We start from the raw sequence: 25,411 nt of genomic DNA, 5'->3' as shown, positions 1-25,411 counted from the left end.
ACCGAAGCCGAGTTCACCGATTATCTGATTGGCGCGCTTGAGGACATGATCGCGCACGAAGGCGCTGACACCATTGCGGCGTTCATCGGAGAACCTGTGCTCGGAACCGGGGGCATCGTGCCTCCGCCAGCGGGATATTGGGCTCGCATGCAAGAGGTCCTCGCGCAAAACGACATCCTTTTTATCGTCGATGAAGTGGTCACAGGGTTCGGCCGGACCGGACATATGTTTGGTTCCGACCTCTATGACCTCAAACCCGATTTCATGACCATCGCAAAAGGTCTGACCTCCGCATATGCCCCGCTTTCGGGCTCGATCATCTCCTCCCGCGTCTTTGACGTTCTGATGCAGGGGGCGGACGACTTCGGTCCTCTGGGTCACGGCTGGACCTATTCAGCTCATCCGATTGGAGCCGCTGCCGGAATTGCGACACTGGAACTCGTGGACCGGACCGGGTTGGTCGACAACGCCCGTGAAACAGGGCCGTATCTCCTCGAGCGTCTGAGCGAGGTTTTGGGTGATCATCCGAATGTGGCAGAGGTCCGCGGCATTGGGCTCCTCGCAGCGGTTGAGTTCATGGAAAATCCCGCCGAGCGCATCTGGTATCCGCCCATGACAGTCGCACCAAAGATCTCCAATGAGATGACACGTCTTGGAGTCATTGCTCGCGCGATGCCCGAGGGCAACATAATTGGTTTCGCGCCGCCCCTCTGTATAACGCGTGACGAAGTAGATCAGGTTGTTGATGCGCTGGCACGGGCCACAGCCACGGTCCTCGGTTGATACATCCCAAGTTCCAATAGGAGTCTTTAAATCTAATTTGGACGCGGTCGTATGAGTTGATCGACCAGTCCAAAGCTTCCTAATTCCGGATTTTTTTGGAGGTCTTCCGCAGCACCGGCAAAGGCGCAAATATCACTTTTAAAGTGGGAAAGCACCTCGCATCCCCGCGCCGTCTCTCCTATGTGTCCGATCAAAATCCACCTTGAGGTTGGCCATTTGATCGACCTGTATGAAGTTGTAGACATAGTCTGTCGGCGCGCCTCCTCGAGCCCGTTTTAAAGGCTGGGCAAGGCAAACGGGCTGTAGGCGTCAAGGATGAACCCGCTCAAGCTCAGTTGCGACGACCGATCGGGTGCATCGTTTCACGATGAAAGCTGTTCGATCCCGCAGCACACAAAAACAGACGCGAAATTTTCCAGCCCTCAGGGGTGCGGCTGAAGGCATGGTGATACTGCCCCCATAATTCACTGTTCGGCCTTCCGTCATGATAGCGATGCCAAGCATAAAGATACGAAACGCTTCTCGCCGCATCCGGTCCTTCAAATTGGATTGTTACATTTGAAATGTGGTGGCTTGTTGCCGCGAAGAAACTTTTCAGCCCGCGCTCAATCATCGGGCCTATTTCCTCCACGCCGTTCATCGTCGGCACGTCCGGGCCGTAATCCACGACAGCGTCATCGGTAAAAAGAGCCAAAACGTCATCCGCTTCTGCCCGGTCGAAGTGGTAGCAATAGGCGTGGATTACATCGGCAATCGCTGCTTTATCGACCAGCTCTTCAATGCATTGTGCGTGGTCCATACCGTTCCCTCAATATCCCCAACACACCTATCCATATGCATCCACGAGACCACAGGCAAGAAGGTTGCGTGGCGGCAGGACACGGGTCGTGCAACCCGACACATTAGGTCTCTAGGCGCTTTTCTTGGTAGGGCTTTGGAACCAAGGCAAAGAGGATATATGTTGGGAACTTCAGTTTTGGGATGACGCCAAATGAGACGCGACAGCTGCTGCGAGTGTCGGCAATTGAAGAAGGCGCGAGGCCACGCAAAGCAAAAAAGCAGGTGTCTAGGGAACTTGGAGCACCGCACCAGTCTGTGCGAAGACCGCGGCGTGCTCGCGCCTCCGATCACAGACACAGGCATTCGCTGAGACCGGCCGGTCCATCACCAACAGAGCCGTCGCTGGCGGACGCACAATTCCATCCAATGACGTATCGAAGTCGAAGGTCAGGCTACATCTTCAAGAAACGCTCTGGCATGAACGGCACGTCGGTATCTTCTGGCTGCGCACCAGCGGAGGTCAGCATTGCATGAACCTGTCCACGATGATGCGTTTGGTGGTTAAACAGTTGAATCACAAGTATGCTTTTGGCCTTAGACAAATCCCGACCCAGCACTCCCGAGAACCAGCTTAAGTCCCCTTCAAACCAATCAGGTGTCACCTCATGCGCCCACTGCAATATTCGCTTATCAAAAGCTTTTCTTTCAATACAAAATTGTTCCCAGCTCGTGACCATGTCGGCAGAATCATGAATTCCGCCCTCTGGGGCAGGCGTTCCTGCGAACCTGCTCATCCAAATCATGTCGCCCCATAAAATATGAGAAAAAGTTCTCTGAATTGAGCCAAAGAACGCCCCACGGTCTTTCACGCGCTCAGAATTGGAAAGGTTATCAGCAGCCGCAAGGAGGCTTTCGTTTTGCCAGAAATTGTATCTGGCCATTGTGAGCGTGTATTCCTTGTTAGGCATAAGAGTTCCTTCGAAAACATGATCATCCCGACCTGGGTGGTCCAATTGGAATGCTAGTGCACAATCTGCTTGGGTTCCACCGGGACGATGGTTTCTGGGGTCGGTGGATGATCCCCCTCAGCCCTGTGGGTTCCAGTGCCAGGCAGTCGATCTGAAGGATCGCTGTGGGGAGCTTGGTATGGTCTTGCGTCCTCCATCTTTCGGCGGAGATCTGGGTTTCGCCCAGAGACAAGAAACCTTCGGCGTTTAACGGTTGGTCGCGGACCCAAAAGCTGGGGCTTTCGCCCTATCCGGTCTTCCATGCGTTGTCTTGCAGCCGGTGGTTTCCAACTTCGGGAAAGGGCGTGGGTCATACCCGGAGACCCGCCGCGCCGCACCTTTCCTTGCCGTTAGCTCCCCTGCCCCATAAGGCGAGCAATTGTTCCCGCAGAACGGTTTCATTTGTACTTCGGCCAGGTGTCGGCAATGCGGTACCCTTCGGGCCACGGATCGCTTGGGTCTAACATGTGTTGGTGCGTCCCAGTCACCCAACCTCGCCCGCTAATCTGCGGCCGGATTGCGGATATTTCCCCAACCTTTGTTTCAGCCAGAATTTCGCCGTGAAATTCGGATCCAAGGATCGAGACGCATGTTATGCGGTCCCCAACAAGCATGTCTCCCTTTGCGTGTAGCAAGGCCATTCGCGCTGACACGGCTGTTCCTGTTGGCGAGCGATCCAGCTTTCCAGGCTGAATGGACACGACTGATTTGGCGCGAAGTCCCTCTTGGCCGCGCTCCAGTGCACCGGCAAACAGACAAAAAGAATGGTGCCGCCAATCGGGTTGTAACGGATGGCTAAATTCCAGCTGCTCATTCGCGGCATTGGTGATTTTCACACCGAGTTCGGCAAGGTTTTGCGCCTCCCCTGCCTCCAGCGCCAACCCGAGAGATGCCGGATTAACCACAACGAAACTGTCGCCGCCAAAAGCGGTATCAACTGTGATTGTACCGATGCCTTCGATTTCCAGGGGCACATCCATAAGCCCCCCGAAGGAAGGTAAATTTTCAACCTCTATGCGTTCGGCTTTGCCATTTGCACAATGTGCACGCACCCGCACCAAACCTCCGGGAGCTTCAAGCACCATTTCCGTGACTGGTTCTTGCATTGGGATAATCCCTGTATCCAGCAAGACGGTGGCCACGCAGATAGAGTTTGACCCCGACATCGGTGGCGTGTCCTCTGGCTCCATTATGATCCATGCGGCTTGCGCGTCTGGGTGTTTTGGGGGCACCAAAAGGTTAACATGCCGAAATACCCCGCCGCGTGGTTCGTTCAGCATAAAGTTCCGCAAGGTATCATCCTCGGCGATCCATTTGCGTTGTTCCCACAACGTCTCGCCTGGCGGAGGGGCAACCCCACCAACAATTACATCGCCAACTTCGCCTTCGGCGTGGCACGAAACGGTATGTATAACTTTGGTACTACGCATGCTTAGAACTCATCTAATGTTTGCAGGTGTATCAATTTCTTTGTCTGACGTCAGATTGATAGGCAAGTTTCCAGACCGCATGTGCAAATCGCGTTGGGGAAACGGAATTTCAATTCCATATTTGGAGAGAGCAGTTTCAAGGGCCCAGTTGTAGTCCGCCTTTACCGCGCCGGGGCGTTTTGCGGCATCCGGATTGAGCATTAGAACGAGTTCAAAATCTAGGCTGCTTTCCCCGAATCCGACAAGCCAGACCTGCGGTGGGGATGCGTCTGGACCGGTAAGCATATGAGGCACGTTCCCGGCGGCCTCTAGCGCGGCCTTTTTGACCAGTTCCTTGTCCGTCCCATATGCAACGCCAAAGGGAATTCTTGTACGAACGAATGCATCGCGCAGGGTCCAGTTTGTCACGCGGTTGTTGATGAACTCTGAATTGGGAACGAGAATATCCACGTTCATGCCCGTTCTGACGAGTGTCGCGCGAATATTGATCTCTTTCACCTCTCCCATCAGCCCAGATTCAAGCTCTACGAAGTCTCCAACCTTCACGCTCTGCTCGATCAACATGATTATTCCCGCAACGAGGTTGCTGAAAATAGCCTGAAGACCAAAGCCGATTCCGATGCCGATAGCGCCGGAAAAGACTGCAAAGGCAGTCAAATCGACCCCGATAACGTTCATCGCAAACATGACTGCGAAGAAGTACGAGCCAATTCTGACTGTCTGGCCGATGAGCGTCTTTACCGAGGCGGTCATGCTCGTCGATCGCGTCAGCCTCGACTGGACAAATTTGGATACCAGCGCGGCACTCCATAGTAGCAAGGCAAGCAACGCTGCGCCCTTCAGCACCATGAAGAGCGAAAGCCTAGTGTCTCCCAGGCCGATGGCCATACTGTCGAGAACTGCGATTGTCGGATCGAGAAGGCGCATAATACTGAGCGCTGCAATGACCCATGCGACAGTCGCAAATGTGCGGGCCCAGACCGGGTTGCGCACAAATGTCGAAAACAGGCGGATTAGTATCCAGGCCTGCAAGAGGCTTGCAGCGACCCTGACGAAGTCGTTGCCAATGCCTTGAGACGCCAAGCCGTTGACGCCCATCCAAAGGCCAAGGACCCATGCGACCGGGAGCGCGAGGCGTCGCACCACCTGATGCGCCAGGGGTAGGTAATAGTCTTTTGCCTCGACGCGGGGCCATGCGTTGTCGACGACGCGCGACAAAGGCTTGAACGCCAAAAGAGCGATGCCAAATGCGACGGCGACGACCAGGAGCTGGTAGAGCGACTCCAGAGACGAAACCTGCGCAATCAACCTGTTTGCGGTTTCTTCAACAAATTTAAGAACAGGGGAGACGCTGGAGGCAACGTCTTCGATCATTTTTTCCGTTGTCACTGGAACAGCTTCCGGCTGAGCAGTCTCTTCGTGGTTCGCCATCCGCGTTCTCCTAGGTGTTCAACTTCTTCGGCCGTGCTAGAGCCATCGTAGCTTGCGGAATATGAAGAGTTCGGCAACCAGACACATTGCCATCAACGCACAGAAAATCCAAAAAGCGTAGTCGTTTTCGACACCGGGCATACCGCCAATATTAATCCCAAGAAGTCCTGTTAAAAATGCCAGAGGCAAGAAGATCGCGGATATTATAGCCAGGACATACAGCGTTTGATTGGCCGCCTCTGAAAGCTGGTTGGCGATATCATCTTTCAGAACGACTGCTCGCTCGCGAATTGCGTCAAGTTCTTCGATATATCGCATCAGTCGATCTGATGTTTCCCGCAGATGCGGTCGCAAGTTCTCGCTTAACCAATCTGGTGGTTCAGCTAAAAGAGTGCTCAGGGCTTCGCGTTGAGGTGCAATATAGCGGCGCAATCTGACCGCTTTTTGGCGGATTGCAGACAGTTGGCGCCGCTGCTCTTGGGCCTTCCCAACGTCCAGTTTGGCTTCTAAATCGTCAATCTGGTCTTCGAGGGCGAGTATGGTTTCTGAAATAGGATCATTTACGCGGCTAATCAGTCGTTCGAACAGTTCTGGTGCTGTTTTTGGGCCATCGTGTGACTCAATTAACTTTTCCAGTATGTCGCGAGGCGTGTGCATCCGTTCATGCCGCAGCGTGAGAACCCGTTTGCCCTCGGACCACATTCTCATCGCGACCATGTCCTCACCGTTTTGGTTTGCATTCAGATTGATGCCCCGCAGGATGGCAACGAGACCACGTTTGCCGCGAAAAACGCGTGGTCTGGTTTCTTCGGCAAGAAGAGCTTCAGCGGTTGGGATTGTCAGGCCGCTGCGTTCTCTTAGCCACGACCCAGCATTTAGATTCTTATTGTCCAGATGAATCCAAAGCGGGCCATCCGCCTCGGTCCATTTGTTAATATCCTGCCATCCAAGGAAGGACGCGCCACCATTTCCGTCCAACACACAGGCAAAGAGCAACCCGTCTTCTTCGATCAGGTCAGGGTGGTCCATCGTACCTTCTGTCATTCAATCGCTCCCTCTTATGGATTGCGCGTCGGTCTGATGCCCGCTCCAGCTCTGCGCCTCGATGAAAATCCGCCGTATTGACGGAACTTCGCGTTTGATCTTCGCTTCAAATTCAGAAATGGCAGCTTCGACGTCCTCGGCCGACAGCCCATCCTGAAAGTCGATACTTGCGTTCAGTAGGATTTCATTGGGGCCGAGATGCATTGTCAGCACTTCGTTTGCCCCCTTGATGCGCGTGTCTCCGATTAAAATATCGCGCACAACAGCGACCGTTCTGCGGTCGGCCCCCTCCCCAATCAGCAGGCCTTTGCTTTCAATTGCCAGCAAAATTGCGACCGACGCCAAAACCAAACCAATAACGATTGACGCAATACCGTCCATCACGTGCCAACCAAGATAGTGGCTCCCGGCAACGCCAAGAAAAGCCACGACCAAGCCGATCATGGCTGCGGTGTCTTCAAAAAGCACCGTGAACACGGTCGGGTCTTTTGATCGCCTGATGGCCTGAAAAAGTGGAGTGTCGCCTCGCATTTTGTTGAATTCGCGATAGGCGATCGTCCAGGCGACGGCTTCGAAGATCATGCTTAGCGCGAGAACGACGTAGTTCACGTAGGGGCTATTTATCGGCTCCGGATGCATGACGTGAATGACACCCTTGTAGAGTGAGAGCCCTGCGCCAACTGCGAAAATCAGGATCGCGACGACAAACGTCCAAAAGTAGAGTTCCATGCCATAGCCAAAAGGGTGATTGCTGTCGGCCGGTCGATTTGCTCTGCGAATACCATAAAGCAACAAGAGCTGGTTTCCGGAATCCACAACTGAGTGAATTGCTTCCGACAGCATTGCGGACGAGCCCGTAATTCCGCCTGCTATGAACTTACAAACGGCGATAAGACTATTGCCAACGAGAGCCGCATAAATGACCTTTCGAGACTGATGCGCCGACATTTGTTTTTCCATTCTTTTCAAAAAGAGGACGCTTAAAACACAGTGTCCGGGGCAAGCTAAATGATTTCGTCTTTGTCAAAGAGCGGTTCGACAATCGATTGCGCGTTGAGGCCGCCGATAGTTTTCTCTGTCGTCGACCATAACCCCACTATCAATGCGATTTTGGGGCGAACCGACATTTCGTGAAGCCCTGGGCTTTCAGGGATTTCTTCGAGCACAGCCTGTGTTGCCATCTTTCCCGCCAAGCATCGAAGCGATCCATCTCACTAGGGCGACCTTAGAATGACTTGCACGCCGATTGTGCGTGCGAGTTTCACTAGAGCTCGGTCAGATGTGTGTCCTGCCTATATCGAAGTCCCTCCGTTCGGCACTAGCCCTTGCCTTTTGTCTTTGTTTTTCCAACCGTGGCATTCTTTTCCAAGAATTCGATGATTTGGCCCGCAACATCAAGGCCCGTTGCGATTTCAACTCCTTCAAGGCCCGGTGACGAGTTGACTTCCATGACAACCGCGCCGTGATTTGCACGAAGCATGTCGACGCCACAGACACTCAATCCCATTGATTTCGCAGCACGCACCGCTGTGGAGCGTTCTTCCAGGGATATTTTGATCAGTTGAGCGGAACCGCGCCTATGCAAATTCGACCGGAACTCGCCCTCGGCTCCCGTCCTCTTCATTGCCGCAATTACCTTTCCACCGACAACAACTGCACGGATGTCTGTGCCTCCGGATTCCTTGATGAATTTCTGCGCCAGAATGTTCACATTGGCGCCGCAAAACGCCTCAATAACGTATTTTGCAGAACGTTCAGTGTCTGCAAGAACAACTCCGATGCCTTGAGTTCCTTCGAGGAGCTTGATGACAACAGGAACGGCTCCCGCAAGTTTTACAACTTCACCAGCCTGTTTGGCGCCATGTGCAAATGCTGTGACACCAGATATTGCTCGATTTCCCAATAACTAGTTTGAAACCGCAAACTGCGAGACTTGGCGCGAACAATTCAGACGGAGTATTAATTGAAGTGGGATTTAAACCATTTTTCCTGCCAGATCCAACCGATAGCGATGGCGCACGACTTGAGTTTGACTCACCGCTTCAAGCTGACTTTGTTCCCTTATTTACGACTGATCCAGCCAAACTTCAAAACAGTGTGTTCGATTTTCCTACAAATCCCGACGAAGGGTCTGCTTCTCGTTATTGCCGTGTCCATCGATAGGGGAATTGAGAAACTGGCTGGGCCTAGCTGAGCTTGGGGCACAGGCAGTGTAAAACGGGTTGAGCCAGACAAGGCGAGGACCTCGCTTCGAAAGATGACGAAACACCGCTCCTTTCGCTCGTTCAAAACCTCGCCCGAGACGATCCGGCCAGCGGTGATGCTGTAAGTTTGGCTTCCTCTGTCGACCGGAAATGTGGAGGTGCTGCTGCATGCGTACGTTATCGAAATCAACGAGGACGCGATCCTGATTAGAGGCGTTTAGCTCGGCTCGGCCAAACTCGCCAGAAAACATGGTCTCCTTCGGCTCGTCAGTAAGATAACCGGAGCCGCCATGAATATAGTAAGCATCCCAGAGCGCGCCCATCTAGGAAGAAGGACAGCCAGCCGCGGGTGATTAGTCCGGGTAAGACCTGGCACCAGTATCGTTCAGCTTGACTGATAAGCTCTATAGGGCTCGGGTCTTCGGGCTCTGGCAGTCAAGTGCGATGCGGGACACGATCTTCTGGACCTCCAGCGCTTCCTGAAAATCTGGGCCGGGGTTTTGCTTCCCGGCAATGGCGTCGATCAATTGGGCGACCTCAATTACCTTCAGGTCGTTGAAGCCCAGATGATGACCCGCAGCCGGGCAGAAATTAGCGTAAGGCGGATGGCTTGGGCCTGCTTCAATCTTGGTAAAACCGGACGTGTGCCCACCGCCGGGGCCCTTACAGATCAGCAACTCGTTCATCCGTTCCTGACTGAACACCAGCGCGCCTTGGGTCCCGGTGATTTCCCATGATAGGTCCATGGTGCGGCCACTTGCGGCCCAGTTCGCCTCGATCGTTCCGACGGCTCCAGTTTCAAATTCGATAAGGGCGAAGGTCGCGTCATCGACTAGAACTGGGGCGCGCTCTGTCGTCCCCGCCGATATCGGGCGTGTCTTGTGGATGGTCCGGCTTTGGCCGGTCACATAACTGATCGGTCCCAACAAATACCGCGCCATCGAGATTATGTGGCTACCGATATCAGCCAAGGCGCCGCCGCCATCCGGGTCGGTGCGGAAGGAATGCGGGACATCCGGATCGGCCATATAGTTTTCTGCATGACGTCCTCGAAATGAAACGACTTCGCCAATTTCACCCGCCTCAACCAATTCGCGCGCAAGGCGGATCATCGGATTGCGCAGGAAGTTGAAGCCGACCATGGTCACGATACCCGCCGCCTGCGCCGCCGCCGTCATGCGCTGCGCACTTTCCAAGGTAGTCGATAGGGGCTTTTCGCAATAGACATGTTTGCCCGCCTTAAGCGCCGCCATGACAATGGGTTCGTGCAGGGCATTGGGGGCAGTCACGGCTACCAGATCAATCGTCGGATCGGCACACAGGTTCCGCCAGTCACCGGTTGACCGATTGAACCCAAGTGCGGCGGCATTATGAACGGCCACATCGTCAGTGACATCGGCTAGCATCTCGGCCACGGGATCAAGTGGTAGATCGAACAACCCGCTGACTGACCTAAAAGCGTTCGCATGGCAACGGCCCATAAAACCGGCCCCGACCAGCCCTACTCGCAGTTTTGGTTTCTCAGTCATGGGGTATCCTTAAATCCAATCGAGCTTGACCAACGCGCCGCTTTTGCAGGCCTCTTGGCAGGCTAGGGCAATTGCCAGGGCATCTCGCCCGTCGCGCACGGTGCAGGACGGGGCCCGGCCTTCGGTAATAGCGTTGTAAAACTCATCCAGCGCATGGCTGAACGAGGCATCGTATCGTTCCAGAAAGAAGTGCTTGAGCGGCGCATGCGCTTTGGTGGCCTGTGCCCCCCAGCGGATCAGGTCCTCGTCGCGCTGGTTGCTGGTCTGCAACATCCCGGCCTCACCAAAAGCTTCAATCCTCTGATCAAAGCCATAGGCGCAACGGCGCGAATTGTTGATATGCACCAGACAGCCTGATGGCATCTTGAGCGTTGTCATTGTGGTATCATAATCACCCAGCTCGCCAATAGCGGGATCGGTCAGGCAGGAGCCAGAGGCGAATACCTCGACTGGGCGTTCACCAGCGATCCAGCACATCAGATCAATGTCGTGGATAGTCGCATCCACAAAGTACCCGCCTGACGCTTTGACGTAAGCTATCGGTGGAGGGGCGGGTTCGCGGCTGGTACTCATCATGAAGGATAGCGGACCCAGCTCGCCCGCCCGGACGGCCCGTTGCAGGGCTGTGATGTTAGGATCAAAGCGGCGATTGAAGCCCAACATGAAGGGCACCGGATGGGCCTTTAGGACATCCAGGCATTGTTCGGCCCGGTCTAGCGACTGATCCAGCGGCTTTTCGCAAAAGATCGGCTTTCCCGCCTGTGCTGCGGCGATGACATATTCCAGATGCGTGTTGGCGGGGGTCGCGATCAGGACCACATCCACGTCTGGATGGGCCAGCGCCTGATCCAAATCGCCCAATGCTTGGCCACCATATTGCGCGGCAATCGCCTCTGCTGACAATAGGTTCGGATTATAGACCACCGACAGCCGCAGGCCCGGATGGGCGTTGATCTTGGGGCCATAGACATGCGCCATACGCCCGCTGCCCAGCAAGGCTATTCCCAGTGTTTGCATCGTATCCCTCCCTCGACCTGATCCTTCAGGCGATTGCATCGCGTAAGATATGCGCGGCGCCTTTTTCACCGATCATGATGGCGGCCGCGTTGGTGTTCGCGGTCACGATGCGCGGCATGATCGAGGCATCGATGACCCGCAGACCGGACAGCCCGTGCACCTTGAGATCTGTGTCTACCACAGCGTCAGGGCCCGTGCCCATCGCACAGGTGCCTACCGGATGCAGCAGAGACAACCCGTTCTGCCGGCAATAAGCGACCATCTCCGCATCGCTTTCGACTTCTGGGCCCGGCGAGATCTCGCGCTTGACACAGTTTGACATGGGCTGTGTCTGCGAAATCTGGCGCCCCAACCGCAGCCCGGCAATCGCGGCGCGATGGTCCGCCTCGTGCTCAAAAAAGTTGAACTGAATCGCGGGATCTGTATGCGCATCAGGGCCTTTCAGCCGAATGTGCCCGCGGCTTTGTGGCCGCATATGTTCGGCCAGAATGGTGAAGCCGGAAAACGGGTGTGGTTTAAGATCTTCGGTCGTGCACCAGGCCATGAAGGTAACCATCATGTCCGGTGTCGGGATATCCTTGGAACTATGAACGAAGGTATTGGAATAATTGCCATTATCGGCGAACGGACCGGTGCGGAACAGCAGGTAGCGCAGCAATTGCAATCCGCCGCGCAGCTTGTTGTTATAAAGGTCATTCACTGTCGCTTTCAGCGTAGATTCAAACTCCAGCCCGATCCCGAAATGGTCCTGCAGGTTTTCCCCGACACCGGGCAAATCATGGAGCACCTCAACACCTGTATCGCGAAGATGCGCGGCTGGCCCAATGCCTGAGCGCAGCATTAGATGCGGCGAACTGAAGGTGCCGCCACACAGGATAACCTCGCACCGCGCACGCGCGGTGTGCTGCACACCTTCGCGCGACCACGCGACACCGGTAACGCGCTTAGCGTCCATGATCAGGCGCTCGGCCAGCGCGAATTTTTCAATCGTGATATTCTGCATCGCGGGGCCGCGGAGGTATCCGGCGGCTGTGCTCCAGCGTCGCCCTTTGCGGGTGGTCGTCTGGACATAGCCAGTCCCGAGCTGCGCCGCGCCATTGAAATCATCGTTACGTGGGATGCCAAGGTTTTCGGAGGCCTGATGGAACGCCTCACCCAGCGCATGCGGCGACGGCAGGTCAGACACGGAAACCGGCCCCCCTACTCCGTGAAATTCGCTTGCGCCTCGCTCCTGATCTTCGCTTTTCTTGAAATAGGGCAGAACGTCATCCCAACCCCAGCCGGTGCAACCCTGCGCCTTCCAGCCGTCAAAGTCCTCGGGCTGGCCGCGCATATAGATCATGCCGTTGATTGACCCGGTTCCGCCCATAACCTTGCCGCGCGGCTGAAACAGGCGGCGCTGGTTCAGATGGGGCTCCGGTTCGCTGCTAAAGCACCAGTTAACCTTGGGATTGTTGTAGAGCATGGAATAGCCCAGCGGGACATGGATAAAGGGACTTTTGTCTGGCCCGCCCGCTTCCAGGAGCAGAACTTTGCACCCCGCTTCGCCGAGACGACGCGCGACAACACAGCCGGCCGACCCTGCGCCGATCACGACATAATCAAACTCAGTGTCCGTTTGCGTCATATTCCGCCTCAACTCTAATCTTTATCACCCCTTAAGATGTGGCACAGACCCGAGAGGTGCTGAATTCCCACTATGTCAATTTTGGATATTTTTACTGTATGCGCATGGCGGTTGGCCTTTATTGTGGCGCAATATCCAAAATGGACTTACCGCCATGACACGAGAAGAACTGCTGCGGGTTCTGACCTTTGCTGGGTCTTTACGAAAACTTGGGGAAGAACAGACAGCACTGGCCTCGGTCGATGCGCGCTGGAATATCATTGCCTATGCGATGAGCCGCCATCTAGAGGGCAAATTGCTGACGATCAGCTCTTTGGCAGGCGCCGCAGGAGTGCCCTACGGCACCGCCATGCGCCGCATTGGCGAGCTGATCGATGAAGGGCTTTTGCTGCGCCGCCCACGGTCCAAAAGCGGAAAGTCTTTTTCGCTGCATCCCACACGCGATCTTATCGCCCAGTTTGAGGTTTTTGCCGCAGAATTCAAACGAACGGTGGGCAACACTTTCGGCTTTACGAATGGTGGGACCGAGGAGAGCGATGGGGGTTTTTATTTTGGCGGTCACTACATGGCATCGCGCATTCTGTCCTATCCTAATGCCATGCGCGTCGGGATCGGGAAAGAACGCACAATCCGCGTTCTTGGCCCCATCGACCCAACGTTCAAAACGCTCAATAAACTTACGCCGCAGCTCAATGAATTGTGTGGTGCCGAGTTTGAATTCATCAACTTGCCGCTGGACCAATTGTACGATGAGATATGCGAGAATCAAAAGCGGGCGAAGTCGCAATATGACATTGTCGCCGTTGATCTCCCATGGATCGGGCAACTTGCCGAAACACAGGCGATCATGCCGCTGAATGATATTTTGCAAAAGGAATAATTCCGGGGGTCCGATTTTCACTCAACGATTTGGCGCGCCGCGCGATACCGTGGCCAGCAATGCGGCATCCCCATCCAGCCCACGGTGGAGCTCTTATTCTGCCGGACGGACCTTCTGGATGAGGTGGGATTGGGGTTTCCCAGCACGACGGAGGCGCTTTTGCAGGCCGCGAAGGCGCTTCATGGCGCACGGCGCGGCCAGTCCGGCATCGTGATGAATTACGGGCGCGGTACCCCGGTGGCGCATACCTTCATGCAAACCCTGGCCGATTTCGGCTCGCCGGTACTTGACCTTACCGGCAGCCTGGGCGGCTTTGACACCGATACCATTCGCGCCGAGAACTATCAGCCACGGATTGATACAGACGCCGGCCATGAGACCGCACGTTTCCTGCTAGATTTATTGCCCTATGCGCATCCCGAAAGCCTAAGATGTGACTGGGACCGGCGGATCGGAATATTTTCGCGCGGTGAGGCGGCGATGACGTATGGCTGGTCGATCCGTGCCGCACAGTTTGAAAGGGACGAAAGTTCTGCCGCCCATGGCAGGGTCGCCTGCGCGCCCCACCCCGCGAGATCCGGTTTGCAACAGGTGTCGCCGGTTGGCGGCTTTGTCCTGGCGCTGCCGATCTCACTCGACAAGGAGCGTATCGCGGCGGCTTGGAAAGCGATTGAATATCTGACACGGGCCGAACTGATGAAGCTTTATGTTCAGGATGGCAGCCTGACCAGTCCGCGCTTTTCCACCAGCGCAGACCCCGAAGTGCAGGCCGTGTCCAGCATGATCCGGAACATAGACAGGATGGAGCAGGACGGCACCTTGCAGGTCTGGCCGCGTCCGCCGATCCCGGAATTTGCGGATATCGTCTCGATTTTGGGAGATGAGATTTATCTGATGCTGCAAGGCCAGCGGTCTGTCAGCGATGCGCTCAGCAACGCACAGGGCCGGATCGATCAGGTGTTTCAAAATACTCCCCGAAGCTGAACGAATGTCATGTCGCTCGACTGTGTTGGTCCGGTGATGGGGTTGCATCAGCCGCTTCACCAAGCAGGGTAACCCCAACACGGTGTCCCGCGCGTTGATCAAGAGGTCAGATACATATGAGCATCCTCGACGAACATCCCAGAAGTCATTTTGAGCAGCAGCCTGTAGATCGAAGCAGTCTCGCATGACGCGCCTAGGGAGACGCTGGCAGGCTAGCCATTTTACGCCCCTCAGCTGCCCAAATGGCCCCACGTCGGATGATCTCGGTCACTTGTGGGACCTTCAGATCGCCCAGTTCATGCCCGATGGAACAATAAAACACCCGTCCCTTGTCCCAGCGGCGCTTCCAGACGAGCGGCATCACGGTGCCTTCGATCCACCACAGGTGGTCGCCGGAAAAGGTCGTGGTGGCCAGCACTTCGTTGGAGGGGTCCACAAGCATGTAATATTGCTCGCTCGTCAGGCGGAAACTGCGGATACCCTGCACGATAGGATCGTCAGGTTTGCAGATCGTCACATCGTAGTCGATGTAGTCCTCGCGCGGTTGCAGATTGTCAGGCCAGCCAGGTGGGTGCGCCACGAACTGTCCTCCGATCAGGAAATGATAGGTGGGTCTGTCGCGAAAGGCGTCGCCCATATGGCCGTGCCAGCCTGCGATCCCGCAACCGTTCGCGATCAGCTTTAGCAACCCGTCCTCTTGCGGCTTGGTCATGTTGCCGAACTCTGCTTGGTGCCCCGACCGGGCGGACGACCAGATCGGCGTGATCAGATCAAGATCGGCCAGTTCCGAGGGCCGCTCCAACGGCGCGAGCGTGTCGTAGACATCGACCTCGAACCCGTTCTCTTTCAGGAGTGCCTCGTACCAATCACTGAAGTGGGTCGGCGTGTGGCCTTCCCAGCCACCAACAAAAAGTGCTGCTTTCATGGCTTGTCCTTTCGCATAAAGCTGAGCATCGCAGCCATGTCGCGCGCGCCATATCCCGCGGCGTCGGCCTCAATGAGTTTGGCCAGTGTGGTGTGGCCCTGTGGCATGGCGGTGCCGTATGTCGCGGCCAAGGCGGCTGTCACTTCTATATCCTTGCGGGCCAGAGCCACTGTGAAGGTCACATCATGGTCCGCTTCGTTCAGATAAAGTGGGCGGCGGTATTTCAACATCGGCGCGCAAGCGGCACTATTTTCGATGACCTCAAAAGCGATCTCAGGAGGTATACCTGTGACTTCAGCCAAGGTCATAGCTTCGGCAAACGTCTGATTGATCCCGTGCAGCAGGGAATTCACCACCAGCTTCATTACAGCCCCCGACCCGACCGTGCCGAGGAACATTGTCTTGTGACCCAATGCGTCGAATACCGGGATTATTGGTGTCGCGTCGCCTTGCCGGCAGCCTGCCATGATCAGCAAGTTGGCTTCGGCGGCGGCCTTTGTCGCCCCCGAGACTGGCGCATCGATAACGGTAACACCCTCGGAGGCTGCCGCGACCAGCATTGCAATATGGTCAGGGCTCATCGTGCCCATTTCGACGAATATCTGCGCGCCCTGCCCTGCAAACAGGCCGTGTGCGCCCAGATGAACCGCTTCGGATGAGGGATCGTCGGCTAGCATTGTCACGACGACTTCTGTCGCTCCGACCAGCGACGCGGGCGTCTCTGCCACATCGCAACCAACCTCAGTTGCCAAGCTCTGTGCTTTCTCAATCGAACGGTTCCAGACCGTCACGGCATTGCCCGCGCGCACAAGGTTCCGGGCCATATGCTGTCCCATACGACCTAATCCGGCAAACCCGATACGCATCAGGCCAACACTTGCGCTTCAATTCCCGAAATAGCTTGGATCAGGCTGTCTTCGGTCACTTCATCAGAGGTGAACTGCCGCATGACCCGTCCCGAATACATGGCGACTATCCGATCCGAGACGTGCAATACTTCCGGCATTTCAGAACTGATGACGATGACGGCATAGCCCTGTGCGGCCAAATCGCGGATCAGGTTGTGAATCTCGGACTTTGAACCCACGTCGATGCCGCGTGTAGGCTCGTCCACAATCAACACCTTCGGGCGCATAGACAGCCACTTTCCGATGACGATTTTCTGTTGATTTCCGCCGGAAAGGTTTCCGACAATCTGTTTCCAGCCTGGCGTGCGTATATCGAGCTTGTCGCGGTACTGATCAAAGATCGCGATCTCTGCTCCGTCGCTGACGAAGGGTCCTGCGGTCAAATCACTAACCTGCGGCAAGGTCATGTTGTCGCGGCAGTTCATACCCAGTACCAGCCCCTGCGCCTTGCGGTCTTCGGGCACGAGCGAAATGCCATAACCGATGGCGTCGATGGGCGATGAAATCCGCACCTCCTGTCCATCGATCAGGATTTGCCCTGCCGAAGGGTTACGCAGGCCAAAAATAGTCTCGGCAATCTCAGTTCGACCCGCTCCAACAAGGCCATAAAATCCGACCACTTCGCCGCTTCGAACCTCAAAGCTCACATCTTGAAAAAGGTTACCACAGCTGAGCCCGCGCACTTCAAGGGCGACATCACCCAACTCGTGATGGCTCTCGTTGCGTGACAAATCAAGACTGCGCCCGATCATCAATTGCGTCACCTCGTCCTCGTTGGTTTGCGCAGTCTCCAATGTGCCGCGATATTGGCCATCGCGCAGCACGCTGATCCGGTCAGTGATTTTGAAGATTTCCTCCATACGGTGCGAGATGTAGATGATCCCGACCCCGCGCGCTTTCAGTTCCGCGATCACGTCAAACAGCACGACCTTTTCGGCATCCGTAAGCGAGGCAGTCGGCTCGTCGAATATTACCGCTCGAGGTTCCACTGTCAGAGCGCGGGCGATCTCGACCATTTGCTGGTTCGCAATTGACAGGTCGCCGAGACGTGTCTTTGCGTTGAAGCCCACGTTAAGTGTTTTCAAAATACGGTTCGTATCGCCATAGAGCTTGGCCCAATCGACACGACCCATGCTTTTCAGCGGCAGCTCACCGAGAAAGATGTTCTCTGCGACGGTCAACTCATCCGCAAGGCTCAATTCTTGGTGGATAAACACGACACCTTTTGCTTTTGCCTGCAAAGGCGAGGTCATGACCGTCGGTTCCTCGTCGATAAAGATGCGCCCCTCGTCGGGTGCATAGATACCGCCCAACACCTTCATCAGCGTCGATTTTCCTGCACCGTTCTCGCCCATTAAGGCGTGAACCTCTCCTGGCATGACAGTAAAAGACACATCGTCCAGGGCACGCACGCCCGGAAAGGTCTTGACGATCCCTTCCAGCCGCAAAATCGGGATTGCTTCGCTCATATCTTCAACTCCTCCTTGCCCTTGCGGTTAAGCTGCCGATCAAGAAACAGCACTGCGATCAGGATAAGACCGATGACCAGATTGACGGTTTCGGTCCCTGCGCCGATGTGGCCCAAACCTTTACGCAGCAGCTGGATCGCGATGACACCGCCCAGTGTTGAAATAATCGAGCCATACCCGCCCGACAGCTTTGTGCCACCCAAGACCACGGCCGTGATAGCCCACAATTCGTAAAGCATTCCATCATTGGGGTTCACTGAGCCGCTTTCGGAATAAAACACCACGGCGGACAAAGCCGCCAGAAAACCGATCAGAATAAAATTCCACAGGAAATGAGGCCCGACCTTGATACCAGCGTTTACAGCAGCCTCACGGTTGTTGCCGATGGCGTACGCATTGCGCCCATGAACCGTCTTAGTCGTGACCAGCCAAAGGACGAGTGTGACAGCCAGCAGGAACCATGTTGCCGTGTGCAGGCTCAAAAATTGCGCCTCGGCGAAATCCACCAACGTCCAGTTGAGCTTCGAGGTAGGATTTTCGCCATTATACATGAACACGAGACCTCGATATCCAAGCATCGATCCCAGCGTGACGATGAACGCATCCACGCCCGTCTTCCAGACAAGCAAACCGTTTATTGCACCAAGTACGACCCCTGTAAGGAGCGCGAAAGTCCAAGCAAGTGGGATGGACCAGTCTCCAAGTGCTACCATGAAGGGCCAGGTCATACTGTCGAGCATTACCACAGCCGCCAGAGCGAACGTAGCCCCCACTGAAAGGTCGATGTTTCCGTTGATCATTATGATGGTCATGCCAAGGGCAATGATCCCGATGGGCGCTGACTGCTTGAGAAGCAGCAGCATATTGTCGAAATCCATAAAGGACTTGTCCGACGTCGACAGGAAGTCACCGGCAATCGTGAAAAAGATCAATTCGGCCACGATGAAGGCCCAGATTGCACCTTGCTTGAGAAGGGTTTGAATGTTCATTTTTCTCTCCTCACGCGATCGGCGACAATAAACGGCCGCGCTTGGCCGCAATGTCGAGCCAGACCGCCAGAATGATGATCGCCCAGGTCACGACATATTGGACGTAGAACTCAAGACCGACCAAGAGCAGGCCATTCTGGATAAATCCAAGGATCAGAACGCCGATCACCGTTTTGAAAATTGTGCCGGAGCCACCCAGGAGCGACGCGCCACCCAGAATGACGGCGGCGAGCACCTCTAATTCAAGTCCCTGGCCAACCGTATTCTGACTTCCAAGACTGCGACTGGCCTGCATCAAGCCCGCCGTCGCAACGCAGAACGCTGACATAAGATATGTGAGAAACACGACCCGAGCACGCGGTATGCCAGAAAAGGTGGCGGCTGTGCCGCTGCCGCCAACGGCATAAACCTTGCGACCGAAGGGCGTTTTGGACAGAATGATTGCTAGCACAACGGCAATGCCTGCGAAAAGCAGGATCGGCGTCGGAATACCTGCAATCGATCCCTGCCCGAAGACGGAAAACCAAGTTCCGTCCTTATCCGCGATATCCATATTCTTGCCACCCGACCAAGTGAGTGTGAGGCCATGTATCGCTGAAAGCATCCCCAGCGTGACGATAAGTGAGTTCAATTTCAGGTAACCCACAAGAAATCCGATGAACGCACCCAGGGCCAATGTTAGTCCAAACATGACGGGTATCGCCAGCGCGGGGCCGATCTTGTCGTGCAAATCCAGCATCACGATCGTCGAGAATGACATCATAGAGCCGACGGAAAGATCAAGATTTCCTCCGATCACCACGAAGGTAACCCCAAGGGCCATTACGCCAAGGATGGCGGAAGACCGGATCACGCCGGCAATGTTGTCCATCGCAATAAAGCGCGGATTAGCAATGGCGAAAACGATCATGAAAATGACGAAAGCCACAAGAATACCCTGCCGCGCGAGAAGCCCCGACAGTCCCTTTTTTTTCAACTCAGTCATGCTGTCCTCCGTTGTTGGTCTGGCGCGTTCGTATAGTCAGACCAATGTCATACCGCCGTCGATCATTACGATCTGGCCCGTCATGTAGTCGCTGTCTTCAGACGCAAGAAACGTTGTCGTTCCAGTGATATCTTCTGGCGTCGCCACACGTCCACGAAGAATCTCCGAAGAGAACTCCTCCATCGCCTGCCCCGGTCGGTCGGAGGCGCCAATGTCCATCAAGTCTTTATCGACCTGTTCCCACATTTCCGTGGCTACCACGCCAGGTGCAAACCCGGTCACGGTGATATTGTGCTTCGCCAAATCCCTCGCGCCCGATTGGGTCAGCGAAACGACGGCTGATTTGCTGGCGCAATAGGGAGCGACATTGTCAAACCCCTGACGGCTGGCAATCGATGCGGTATTGATGATTTTACCGCCTGTGCCTTGGGCGATCATCTGACGGGCGGCTTCCTGTATCCCGATCATACATCCCAGCCCATTGACACCCATAATGAACTTCCAGTTCTCTTCGGTCACATCGAGAAAGTTCATCGGCTTGTTCACACCGGCATTGTTAAACTGGACGTCGAGCTTGCCGAAGACGGAAACAGCATGGTCGGTCATCGCGCGCACGGCGGCACGGTCCGTCACATCGACCCGACTATGGGTCACTTTGGCACCGCTGGCTTCAGCGCGGGCTCGGTTCTCTGCCGCGACCTGCGAAACCTTGTCGCTGTTGATATCTGCGAAACAAACGTCCGCGCCTTCATTCAACAACGCCTCACCAATGGCGCGACCAATACCTTGTGCTGCACCGGTCACGATGCACGAACGACCAGAGACTCGGCCCATTGGCCTACCCCCCCTTTAAGTTAAAAGGATTTTGGTGGAGATAGAGATGGAAACGGGGGGCCGAAGCCCCCCCGCCTCACAGGGAGGTTCTTAGAACACAGGCTTGGTGAAATCGCCCATGTTGTCTTGCGTGATCTTCGGGGTGTCGAAGTAATTCAGGAACGGAAGCTCGACGCCATTGAGCAAGTCAATCGCTGACTTTAGAGCTGCTTTTGCATCATCAACAGGCGACTGGTAGATAGAGCCCCAGTACTCGCCGCGTTCCATCGCCTCATAGCCGACAGCAAAGTTGGTTGCCCCGACAAAGGTAATACCATCAGTACGGCCCGCAGCATTGGCCGCGTTCAATGCGCCCACGCCCATGTTATCATCCCCAGCGTAAACGCCGTCGATGTCGTCATACTTGACTAGGAAAGCTTCCATAACCTGCTGCGATTTCTCGCGGTTCCAGTCGCCGGGTTGAGTTTCGACCAGCGTCACGTTCGGGCAGACCTCGGGCAGACGGTCATCAAATCCCTTCTGGCGCTCGATTGCCGTTGTGTATCCAGGCTGACCAGAAATCTGCACAACGCGGGCTTCGTCCTGAATGCCAAGTGCCGTAAACCGCTCGCACATGATTTCCGCGGAGCGAGAGCCTTGTGTGATATTGTCCGGACCTGAGAAGGTCGCCACAAATTCAAAACCTGCTTCGGCGATGTTCGAGTTGGTTACAACAACCGGAATGCCTGCCTGTGATGCCTTGCGCACGGCGGGAATAACAGCCTCGCCGTTGGTTGGCCAAATGATAATGGCGTCAACTTCTTGTTGGATCATGTCTTCCATTTGCGCGATTTGGCGCGCGACATCGCCACCCGCGTCCAACACAACGACTTCTACGTCGGGGTTGGCTTCGGCGGCGGCGATAAAGGCTTTTTCATATGTGGTCTGATAACTATCGACGCCAACGTTATTCTGGGTGATGCCAATACGCATAGTTTCTGCGTAGGCGGATCCGGCCACCGTCATAGTCGCAGTTGCGACCGTGGCCAAAAGGATTGTACGAATTTTCATATTTGGTTTCCTCCCAAGAAAATCTCTCTGATTTCGGTTCAAAAGCCCCTTCTCCCGTCGGGGAATCATCGTCCAGCGCACCGGGATGACTGCGACTAGAATGCGAATTGGCTAGAGCGTAGGCGCCCCCAATAATATTCATTATGGATAAATTTCAATTCATTTTGGATATTTTGGCGATATGTTTTGATATATCTTTTTCACATGATGCCAGAGGATGACGCAATGCCCGACTCAGAAACGTCCAAATTGAACAAATCTGCACGCAGCGCGAAAGCCACTCAGTTAACACGATCAAATATACGGTCCGGAAAGGTCGCACCCAGCCTCATGAACGCTATGAGTAGTGATAACATGACACGATTTGTGCCGCCAACGGCCAAGATCGAGATGCTCCAGAATATAGCGTTTCTGGAGGACTTGGGCGATGAGTTGGAGGATATGATCGCGCTCTCTGCGCCGAACCCGAATTTGCGGATGGTGCTTTTGCTGATGCGAGGTCATCTTGATGGCAAGGTCATAACGGCTACATCAATGATCGGCGCGAGCCGCGCGCCCTACGCCACGGCAAACCGACGTCTCAAGGAAATGGTAGAGGCGGGTCTGGTCGAACAGCGCCCCCGCACTAAGACCGGCAAGAGTTTTTCCATGCATCCCAGCGAGACCCTGTTGGAACAGTGGTCGCAGCTTTCAAGTCGTGTGAAACGTCTGTCTACTAGCCGCTTTGGCGACGCGGAAACCCCGCGCGAGGCAACAGACTATTTTTTCGGCGGCTCGTATATGAACGCTAAATCGATCCCCCCGCTTCAGGTTCTGAGCGAGCCGCTGAAGCTGCCCGGTGGTGTGCGCGTGCTTGTGCATGGTGATCCGACTTTCATGGTTATGGACAATCTTAAGCGCCAGTTTGAACAGGCGATTGGCACGCAAATCCACCAGCGGGCCTTTTCGATCGACCGTCTGCGCGAAGAAGCAGTGCGAAACGCGGCCCGCAATGCCAGCCGCTATGACATCCTGGCCGTTGATCTGCCATGGGTGGGGGATTTCGCGGATCGGGGTATTCTGATGCCTTTGGATGAAGCGATGGACATTGCGCGATTGGATCCTGCGGATTTCCATACCGCCGGCTTGCAGGCCGCGCATTGGGGCGGCAAGCTGTACGGGGTACCCGCTCAGACAACACCAGAATTGCTTTTTTATCGCAAAGATCTTTTTGCGCAGGCAGGTCTTGAGCCACCGAAAACAACTGGCGCGCTGTTGGAGGCCGCCAAAGCGCTGCATGACCCACAGCACGGACAGCACGGCATCGCCTGGAACGCGGCGCGTGGCACAGCGCTGGGTCACACCGTTCTGATGACGATGGCCGATTTCGGGCAGCCGATCCTTGATATGCCGCCTATGGCGGGAGGCTTTGAGACACGACATTTGGCCGACCGGCGCTACCGTGCAACAATCGACACCGATGCGGGCCTACGGGCGGCCGAGTTCCTGCTGGAGCTATTGAAGTATTCACCACCAGAGATCTTGTCGATGTCGTGGTACGAACGCATCCGCCCCTATGCAGCGGGCCGGATTGCGATGGCATATGGCTACACGCTGTTGGCCCCGTATTTCGAACTCGACGTAGCCTCACCTGCCAACGGGCAAACCGGCTATTTGCCCCACCCCGCAGGTCCGGGGGCCACCCCGATTGCTCCTGTGGGCGGCTATGTCCTGGGCATTCCGGCCAACCTGCCGAAGGATCGGATAGCCGCCGCGGTCGAGGCATTGCTCGTCTTTACCTCGCCAGAAGCGCAGAAGCTTTACGTTCAAAACGGCAGCCGGACAAACCCGCGCTATTCGGTGGCGTCGGACCCCGATGTGCGCCGCTTGTCGCCAGTTTTTGAGGCGGTGGACGCGATGTCATGGCGTGACGAGCTGCAATTCTGGCCGCGTCCGCCCGTGCCTGAGATAAGCGATATCATCCAGATCTGCGGCGAAGAATTTCACGATATGCTGCGTGGGATCACCTCCCCGCGCGAAGCACTGCGTCGGGCGCAAGCGAGGGCCGACGCAGTTATCAAAACACCCGAGTTAACGTGACAATAGGAGGAGATAAACATGGACCCCAACCGCCTTAAAGGTAAGAATATTCTCATCACCGGTGCCGCCCGCGGCATGGGTCAGGCCAATGCCGAAAATTTCGCCGCGCAAGGTGCCAATGTCTGCATCGGCGATCTAGACTTTGATGCGGCCAAAAAAGGGGCCGATGCGATCAATGCTGCCGGCAACGGCAAGGCCATCGCGGTCAAGATGGATGTAACAAAGCGCGAAGACAACGCCGCTGCCGTGGCCGCGACAGTCGAGGCGTTTGGATCGATCAACGTGGGCCTTTTCAACGCCGGCCTGAACAAGCCTCGGTTCTTCATGGATATCGATGAAGACAACTGGGACATGATCATGAACGTCAACACCAAGGCGATGTGGCTAGGTATGCAGGAAACCGCGCGACAGATGATCGCGCAGGGGCCTATGGAAGGTCACCCCTATAAGCTGATTAACGTTGGTTCAATCGCCTCGCGCAAGCCGCTGGTCGATGTGACGGTCTACTGCACGTCGAAATATGGCTGCCTTGCCCTGACACATTGCGGCGCCATCGGGCTGGCCGAGCATAATATCACTGTCAACGGCTATGCACCCGGTGTCGTCGTGACCCCGCTTTGGGAGCAGCTCGACAAGGACTTAGTCGAAATCGGCTTTAAGGAAAAGGAAGGTCAGGCCTATGAGGACATCGTGCGCGATGCGCTACAGATAAAGCGAGTGTCCTATCCAAGTGACATTGTTGGCACTGCGTCTTTCCTAGCCAGCGATGACAGCGACTACATGACTGGCCAGATGATCCACATCGATGGCGGCTGGTGCATCCAGTAACCGCTTTTCCCGTCCATTGAATTAAATAGCGGGCTTTCTGCCCCCAAAGGAGACTCCTATGTCAGATCATCCAGGAAATGCGCTTATGCCCAACCTGCTTACCCCGCAGGACATCGAGCCCAACTGGCGTTGGGAAGGTAAGATCCCTGCTTGGGGTCACACTGCAGTTGATTTTGAAAAGCGCGTCGATCATGACCGCCTGCGGCGCTACCGCTTGGGCCGGACACGCCAAGCCCTCAAGAACAGTGATTGCGGTACGCTTTTGCTCTTTGATGTGAATAACATCCGCTACGTATCCGCTACGAAAATTGGTGAATGGGAACGCGACAAAATGTGTCGCTTCTGCCTGCTGACGGGCGATGATGCCCCTTATGTCTGGGACTTCGGCTCGGCCGCCGTGCACCATAAGAAATACTCTGACTGGCTGGTGCCGGATCATTGCCGCGCCGGTGTCGTGGGAATGCGCGGGACGATCCCGCCAAGTTTCGGTCTGATGAAGAAATACGCTGAAGAAATTGCGGGCCTGATTGAGGATGCTGGCATGAAGGATATGCCGGTTGGCGTGGATTACGCCGAAACGGCGATGTTCCACGCCCTGCAAGAGGCGGGCCTGAATGTTGTCGACGGA

Annotated in this window: 21 protein-coding genes and 3 pseudogenes; 6 read left to right on the top strand and 18 right to left on the bottom strand. The window is 55.4% G+C overall.

Annotation, left to right across the window (positions count from 1 at the left end):
* A partial coding sequence (locus Q1B15_RS02350) for an aminotransferase class III-fold pyridoxal phosphate-dependent enzyme (RefSeq protein ID WP_299749543.1) occupies positions 1-783 on the top strand: 783 nt, incomplete at its 5' end.
* Positions 784-1,114: 331 nt separating this feature from the next.
* On the opposite strand, the gene Q1B15_RS02345 is transcribed toward Q1B15_RS02350, so the two are convergent.
* The 11 genes and pseudogenes from Q1B15_RS02345 to Q1B15_RS02295 form a co-directional block, all read right to left on the bottom strand.
* The gene (locus Q1B15_RS02345; RefSeq protein ID WP_299749540.1) at positions 1,115-1,582 is read right to left on the bottom strand and encodes a nuclear transport factor 2 family protein; all 468 of its coding nucleotides are present in this window, start codon (positions 1,580-1,582) and stop codon (positions 1,115-1,117) included.
* Between the two features lie 433 nt (positions 1,583-2,015).
* Positions 2,016-2,531 (bottom strand): DinB family protein, encoded by a 516-nt coding sequence (locus tag Q1B15_RS02340; RefSeq protein ID WP_299749538.1) that lies wholly within the window; start codon positions 2,529-2,531, stop codon positions 2,016-2,018.
* 437 nt (positions 2,532-2,968) lie between these two features.
* Positions 2,969-4,000 (bottom strand): proline racemase family protein, encoded by a 1,032-nt coding sequence (locus Q1B15_RS02335; RefSeq protein WP_299749535.1) that lies wholly within the window; start codon positions 3,998-4,000, stop codon positions 2,969-2,971.
* Between the two features lie 9 nt (positions 4,001-4,009).
* Entirely contained in the window at positions 4,010-5,431 is a 1,422-nt protein-coding gene (locus tag Q1B15_RS02330) for a mechanosensitive ion channel domain-containing protein (protein ID WP_299749532.1), read from the bottom strand.
* Positions 5,432-5,467: 36 nt separating this feature from the next.
* Positions 5,468-6,475 carry a zinc transporter ZntB gene (locus Q1B15_RS02325; RefSeq protein ID WP_299749530.1) on the bottom strand — a complete coding sequence of 336 codons (1,008 nt, stop codon included), beginning with the start codon at positions 6,473-6,475 and terminating at the stop codon, positions 5,468-5,470.
* Positions 6,476-7,423 (bottom strand): cation diffusion facilitator family transporter, encoded by a 948-nt coding sequence (locus Q1B15_RS02320; protein WP_299749527.1) that lies wholly within the window; start codon positions 7,421-7,423, stop codon positions 6,476-6,478.
* Between the two features lie 56 nt (positions 7,424-7,479).
* On the bottom strand, positions 7,480-7,656 hold the full coding sequence (locus tag Q1B15_RS02315) for a hypothetical protein (protein WP_299749524.1): 177 nt from the start codon (positions 7,654-7,656) through the stop codon (positions 7,480-7,482).
* A 137-nt stretch (positions 7,657-7,793) separates the two neighbouring features.
* Positions 7,794-8,354: pseudogene (locus Q1B15_RS02310) on the bottom strand (RimK family alpha-L-glutamate ligase); the annotation flags it as partial.
* A 729-nt stretch (positions 8,355-9,083) separates the two neighbouring features.
* On the bottom strand, positions 9,084-10,208 hold the full coding sequence (locus Q1B15_RS02305; protein WP_299749519.1) for a Gfo/Idh/MocA family oxidoreductase: 1,125 nt from the start codon (positions 10,206-10,208) through the stop codon (positions 9,084-9,086).
* Positions 10,209-10,217: 9 nt separating this feature from the next.
* Positions 10,218-11,225, bottom strand: a complete 1,008-nt coding sequence (iolG, locus tag Q1B15_RS02300; RefSeq protein WP_299749516.1) for an inositol 2-dehydrogenase — start codon at positions 11,223-11,225, stop codon at positions 10,218-10,220.
* Positions 11,226-11,250: 25 nt separating this feature from the next.
* A complete protein-coding gene (locus Q1B15_RS02295; RefSeq protein WP_299749513.1) occupies positions 11,251-12,852 on the bottom strand; it encodes a GMC family oxidoreductase N-terminal domain-containing protein in 1,602 nt (533 codons plus the stop codon).
* 154 nt (positions 12,853-13,006) lie between these two features.
* On the opposite strand from Q1B15_RS02295, the gene Q1B15_RS02290 reads away from it, so the two are divergent.
* Complete coding sequence (locus tag Q1B15_RS02290; protein WP_299749510.1) at positions 13,007-13,732, top strand: hypothetical protein; 726 nt, start codon at positions 13,007-13,009, stop codon at positions 13,730-13,732.
* A 24-nt stretch (positions 13,733-13,756) separates the two neighbouring features.
* Positions 13,757-14,716 (top strand): annotated as a pseudogene (locus Q1B15_RS02285) (extracellular solute-binding protein); the annotation flags it as partial.
* Between the two features lie 193 nt (positions 14,717-14,909).
* Here the strand turns inward: Q1B15_RS02285 and Q1B15_RS02280 are convergent.
* The 7 genes from Q1B15_RS02280 to Q1B15_RS02250 all read right to left on the bottom strand — a co-directional run bounded on the left by Q1B15_RS02280 (position 14,910) and on the right by Q1B15_RS02250 (position 21,876).
* Positions 14,910-15,641 (bottom strand): ThuA domain-containing protein, encoded by a 732-nt coding sequence (locus Q1B15_RS02280; protein ID WP_299749508.1) that lies wholly within the window; start codon positions 15,639-15,641, stop codon positions 14,910-14,912.
* Positions 15,638-16,507: an NAD(P)-dependent oxidoreductase gene (locus Q1B15_RS02275; protein WP_299749506.1), complete on the bottom strand. Its 870-nt coding sequence runs from the start codon at positions 16,505-16,507 to the stop codon at positions 15,638-15,640. Before Q1B15_RS02275 ends, Q1B15_RS02280 begins: the two co-directional genes overlap by 4 nt.
* The gene (locus tag Q1B15_RS02270) at positions 16,507-18,018 is read right to left on the bottom strand and encodes a sugar ABC transporter ATP-binding protein (protein ID WP_299749503.1); all 1,512 of its coding nucleotides are present in this window, start codon (positions 18,016-18,018) and stop codon (positions 16,507-16,509) included. The genes Q1B15_RS02275 and Q1B15_RS02270 overlap by 1 nt, the downstream gene beginning before the upstream one ends.
* Positions 18,015-19,007 (bottom strand): ABC transporter permease, encoded by a 993-nt coding sequence (locus Q1B15_RS02265; RefSeq protein ID WP_299749501.1) that lies wholly within the window; start codon positions 19,005-19,007, stop codon positions 18,015-18,017. Before Q1B15_RS02265 ends, Q1B15_RS02270 begins: the two co-directional genes overlap by 4 nt.
* Positions 19,008-19,017: 10 nt before the next feature.
* On the bottom strand, positions 19,018-19,992 hold the full coding sequence (locus Q1B15_RS02260; RefSeq protein ID WP_299749498.1) for an ABC transporter permease: 975 nt from the start codon (positions 19,990-19,992) through the stop codon (positions 19,018-19,020).
* Between the two features lie 36 nt (positions 19,993-20,028).
* Positions 20,029-20,826, bottom strand: coding sequence for an SDR family oxidoreductase (locus Q1B15_RS02255; RefSeq protein ID WP_299749495.1), 798 nt, complete (start codon positions 20,824-20,826; stop codon positions 20,029-20,031).
* Between the two features lie 90 nt (positions 20,827-20,916).
* Positions 20,917-21,876: a sugar ABC transporter substrate-binding protein gene (locus Q1B15_RS02250; protein ID WP_299749492.1), complete on the bottom strand. Its 960-nt coding sequence runs from the start codon at positions 21,874-21,876 to the stop codon at positions 20,917-20,919.
* Between the two features lie 354 nt (positions 21,877-22,230).
* Between Q1B15_RS02250 and Q1B15_RS02245 the strand changes: the two genes are divergently transcribed.
* The 3 genes and pseudogenes from Q1B15_RS02245 to Q1B15_RS02235 form a co-directional block, all read left to right on the top strand.
* Positions 22,231-23,955, top strand: coding sequence for an extracellular solute-binding protein (locus Q1B15_RS02245; RefSeq protein ID WP_299749489.1), 1,725 nt, complete (start codon positions 22,231-22,233; stop codon positions 23,953-23,955).
* An 18-nt stretch (positions 23,956-23,973) separates the two neighbouring features.
* Complete coding sequence (locus tag Q1B15_RS02240) at positions 23,974-24,783, top strand: SDR family oxidoreductase (RefSeq protein ID WP_299749486.1); 810 nt, start codon at positions 23,974-23,976, stop codon at positions 24,781-24,783.
* 58 nt (positions 24,784-24,841) lie between these two features.
* Positions 24,842-25,411, top strand: a pseudogene (locus Q1B15_RS02235) (aminopeptidase P family protein); the annotation flags it as partial.

Source organism: uncultured Boseongicola sp. (genome assembly GCF_937988555.1).
Lineage (GTDB): Bacteria > Pseudomonadota > Alphaproteobacteria > Rhodobacterales > Rhodobacteraceae > Boseongicola.
This window is presented reverse-complemented; position numbering and strand designations above follow the sequence as displayed.

Coding starts and splice junctions, on each gene's coding strand:
- Q1B15_RS02270 (WP_299749503.1), bottom strand. CDS start 18,018: ATGAGCGAAGCAATCCCGATTTTGCGGCTGGAAGGGATCGTCAAGACC.
- Q1B15_RS02340 (WP_299749538.1), bottom strand. CDS start 2,531: ATGCCTAACAAGGAATACACGCTCACAATGGCCAGATACAATTTCTGG.
- Q1B15_RS02255 (WP_299749495.1), bottom strand. CDS start 20,826: ATGGGCCGAGTCTCTGGTCGTTCGTGCATCGTGACCGGTGCAGCACAA.
- Q1B15_RS02315 (WP_299749524.1), bottom strand. CDS start 7,656: ATGGCAACACAGGCTGTGCTCGAAGAAATCCCTGAAAGCCCAGGGCTT.
- Q1B15_RS02240 (WP_299749486.1), top strand. CDS start 23,974: ATGGACCCCAACCGCCTTAAAGGTAAGAATATTCTCATCACCGGTGCC.
- Q1B15_RS02290 (WP_299749510.1), top strand. CDS start 13,007: ATGACACGAGAAGAACTGCTGCGGGTTCTGACCTTTGCTGGGTCTTTA.
- Q1B15_RS02275 (WP_299749506.1), bottom strand. CDS start 16,507: ATGCGTATCGGGTTTGCCGGATTAGGTCGTATGGGACAGCATATGGCC.
- Q1B15_RS02295 (WP_299749513.1), bottom strand. CDS start 12,852: ATGACGCAAACGGACACTGAGTTTGATTATGTCGTGATCGGCGCAGGG.
- Q1B15_RS02245 (WP_299749489.1), top strand. CDS start 22,231: ATGACACGATTTGTGCCGCCAACGGCCAAGATCGAGATGCTCCAGAAT.
- Q1B15_RS02280 (WP_299749508.1), bottom strand. CDS start 15,641: ATGAAAGCAGCACTTTTTGTTGGTGGCTGGGAAGGCCACACGCCGACC.
- Q1B15_RS02305 (WP_299749519.1), bottom strand. CDS start 10,208: ATGACTGAGAAACCAAAACTGCGAGTAGGGCTGGTCGGGGCCGGTTTT.
- Q1B15_RS02260 (WP_299749498.1), bottom strand. CDS start 19,992: ATGACTGAGTTGAAAAAAAAGGGACTGTCGGGGCTTCTCGCGCGGCAG.
- iolG (WP_299749516.1), bottom strand. CDS start 11,225: ATGCAAACACTGGGAATAGCCTTGCTGGGCAGCGGGCGTATGGCGCAT.
- Q1B15_RS02250 (WP_299749492.1), bottom strand. CDS start 21,876: ATGAAAATTCGTACAATCCTTTTGGCCACGGTCGCAACTGCGACTATG.
- Q1B15_RS02325 (WP_299749530.1), bottom strand. CDS start 6,475: ATGACAGAAGGTACGATGGACCACCCTGACCTGATCGAAGAAGACGGG.
- Q1B15_RS02330 (WP_299749532.1), bottom strand. CDS start 5,431: ATGGCGAACCACGAAGAGACTGCTCAGCCGGAAGCTGTTCCAGTGACA.
- Q1B15_RS02320 (WP_299749527.1), bottom strand. CDS start 7,423: ATGTCGGCGCATCAGTCTCGAAAGGTCATTTATGCGGCTCTCGTTGGC.
- Q1B15_RS02345 (WP_299749540.1), bottom strand. CDS start 1,582: ATGGACCACGCACAATGCATTGAAGAGCTGGTCGATAAAGCAGCGATT.
- Q1B15_RS02335 (WP_299749535.1), bottom strand. CDS start 4,000: ATGCGTAGTACCAAAGTTATACATACCGTTTCGTGCCACGCCGAAGGC.
- Q1B15_RS02265 (WP_299749501.1), bottom strand. CDS start 19,007: ATGAACATTCAAACCCTTCTCAAGCAAGGTGCAATCTGGGCCTTCATC.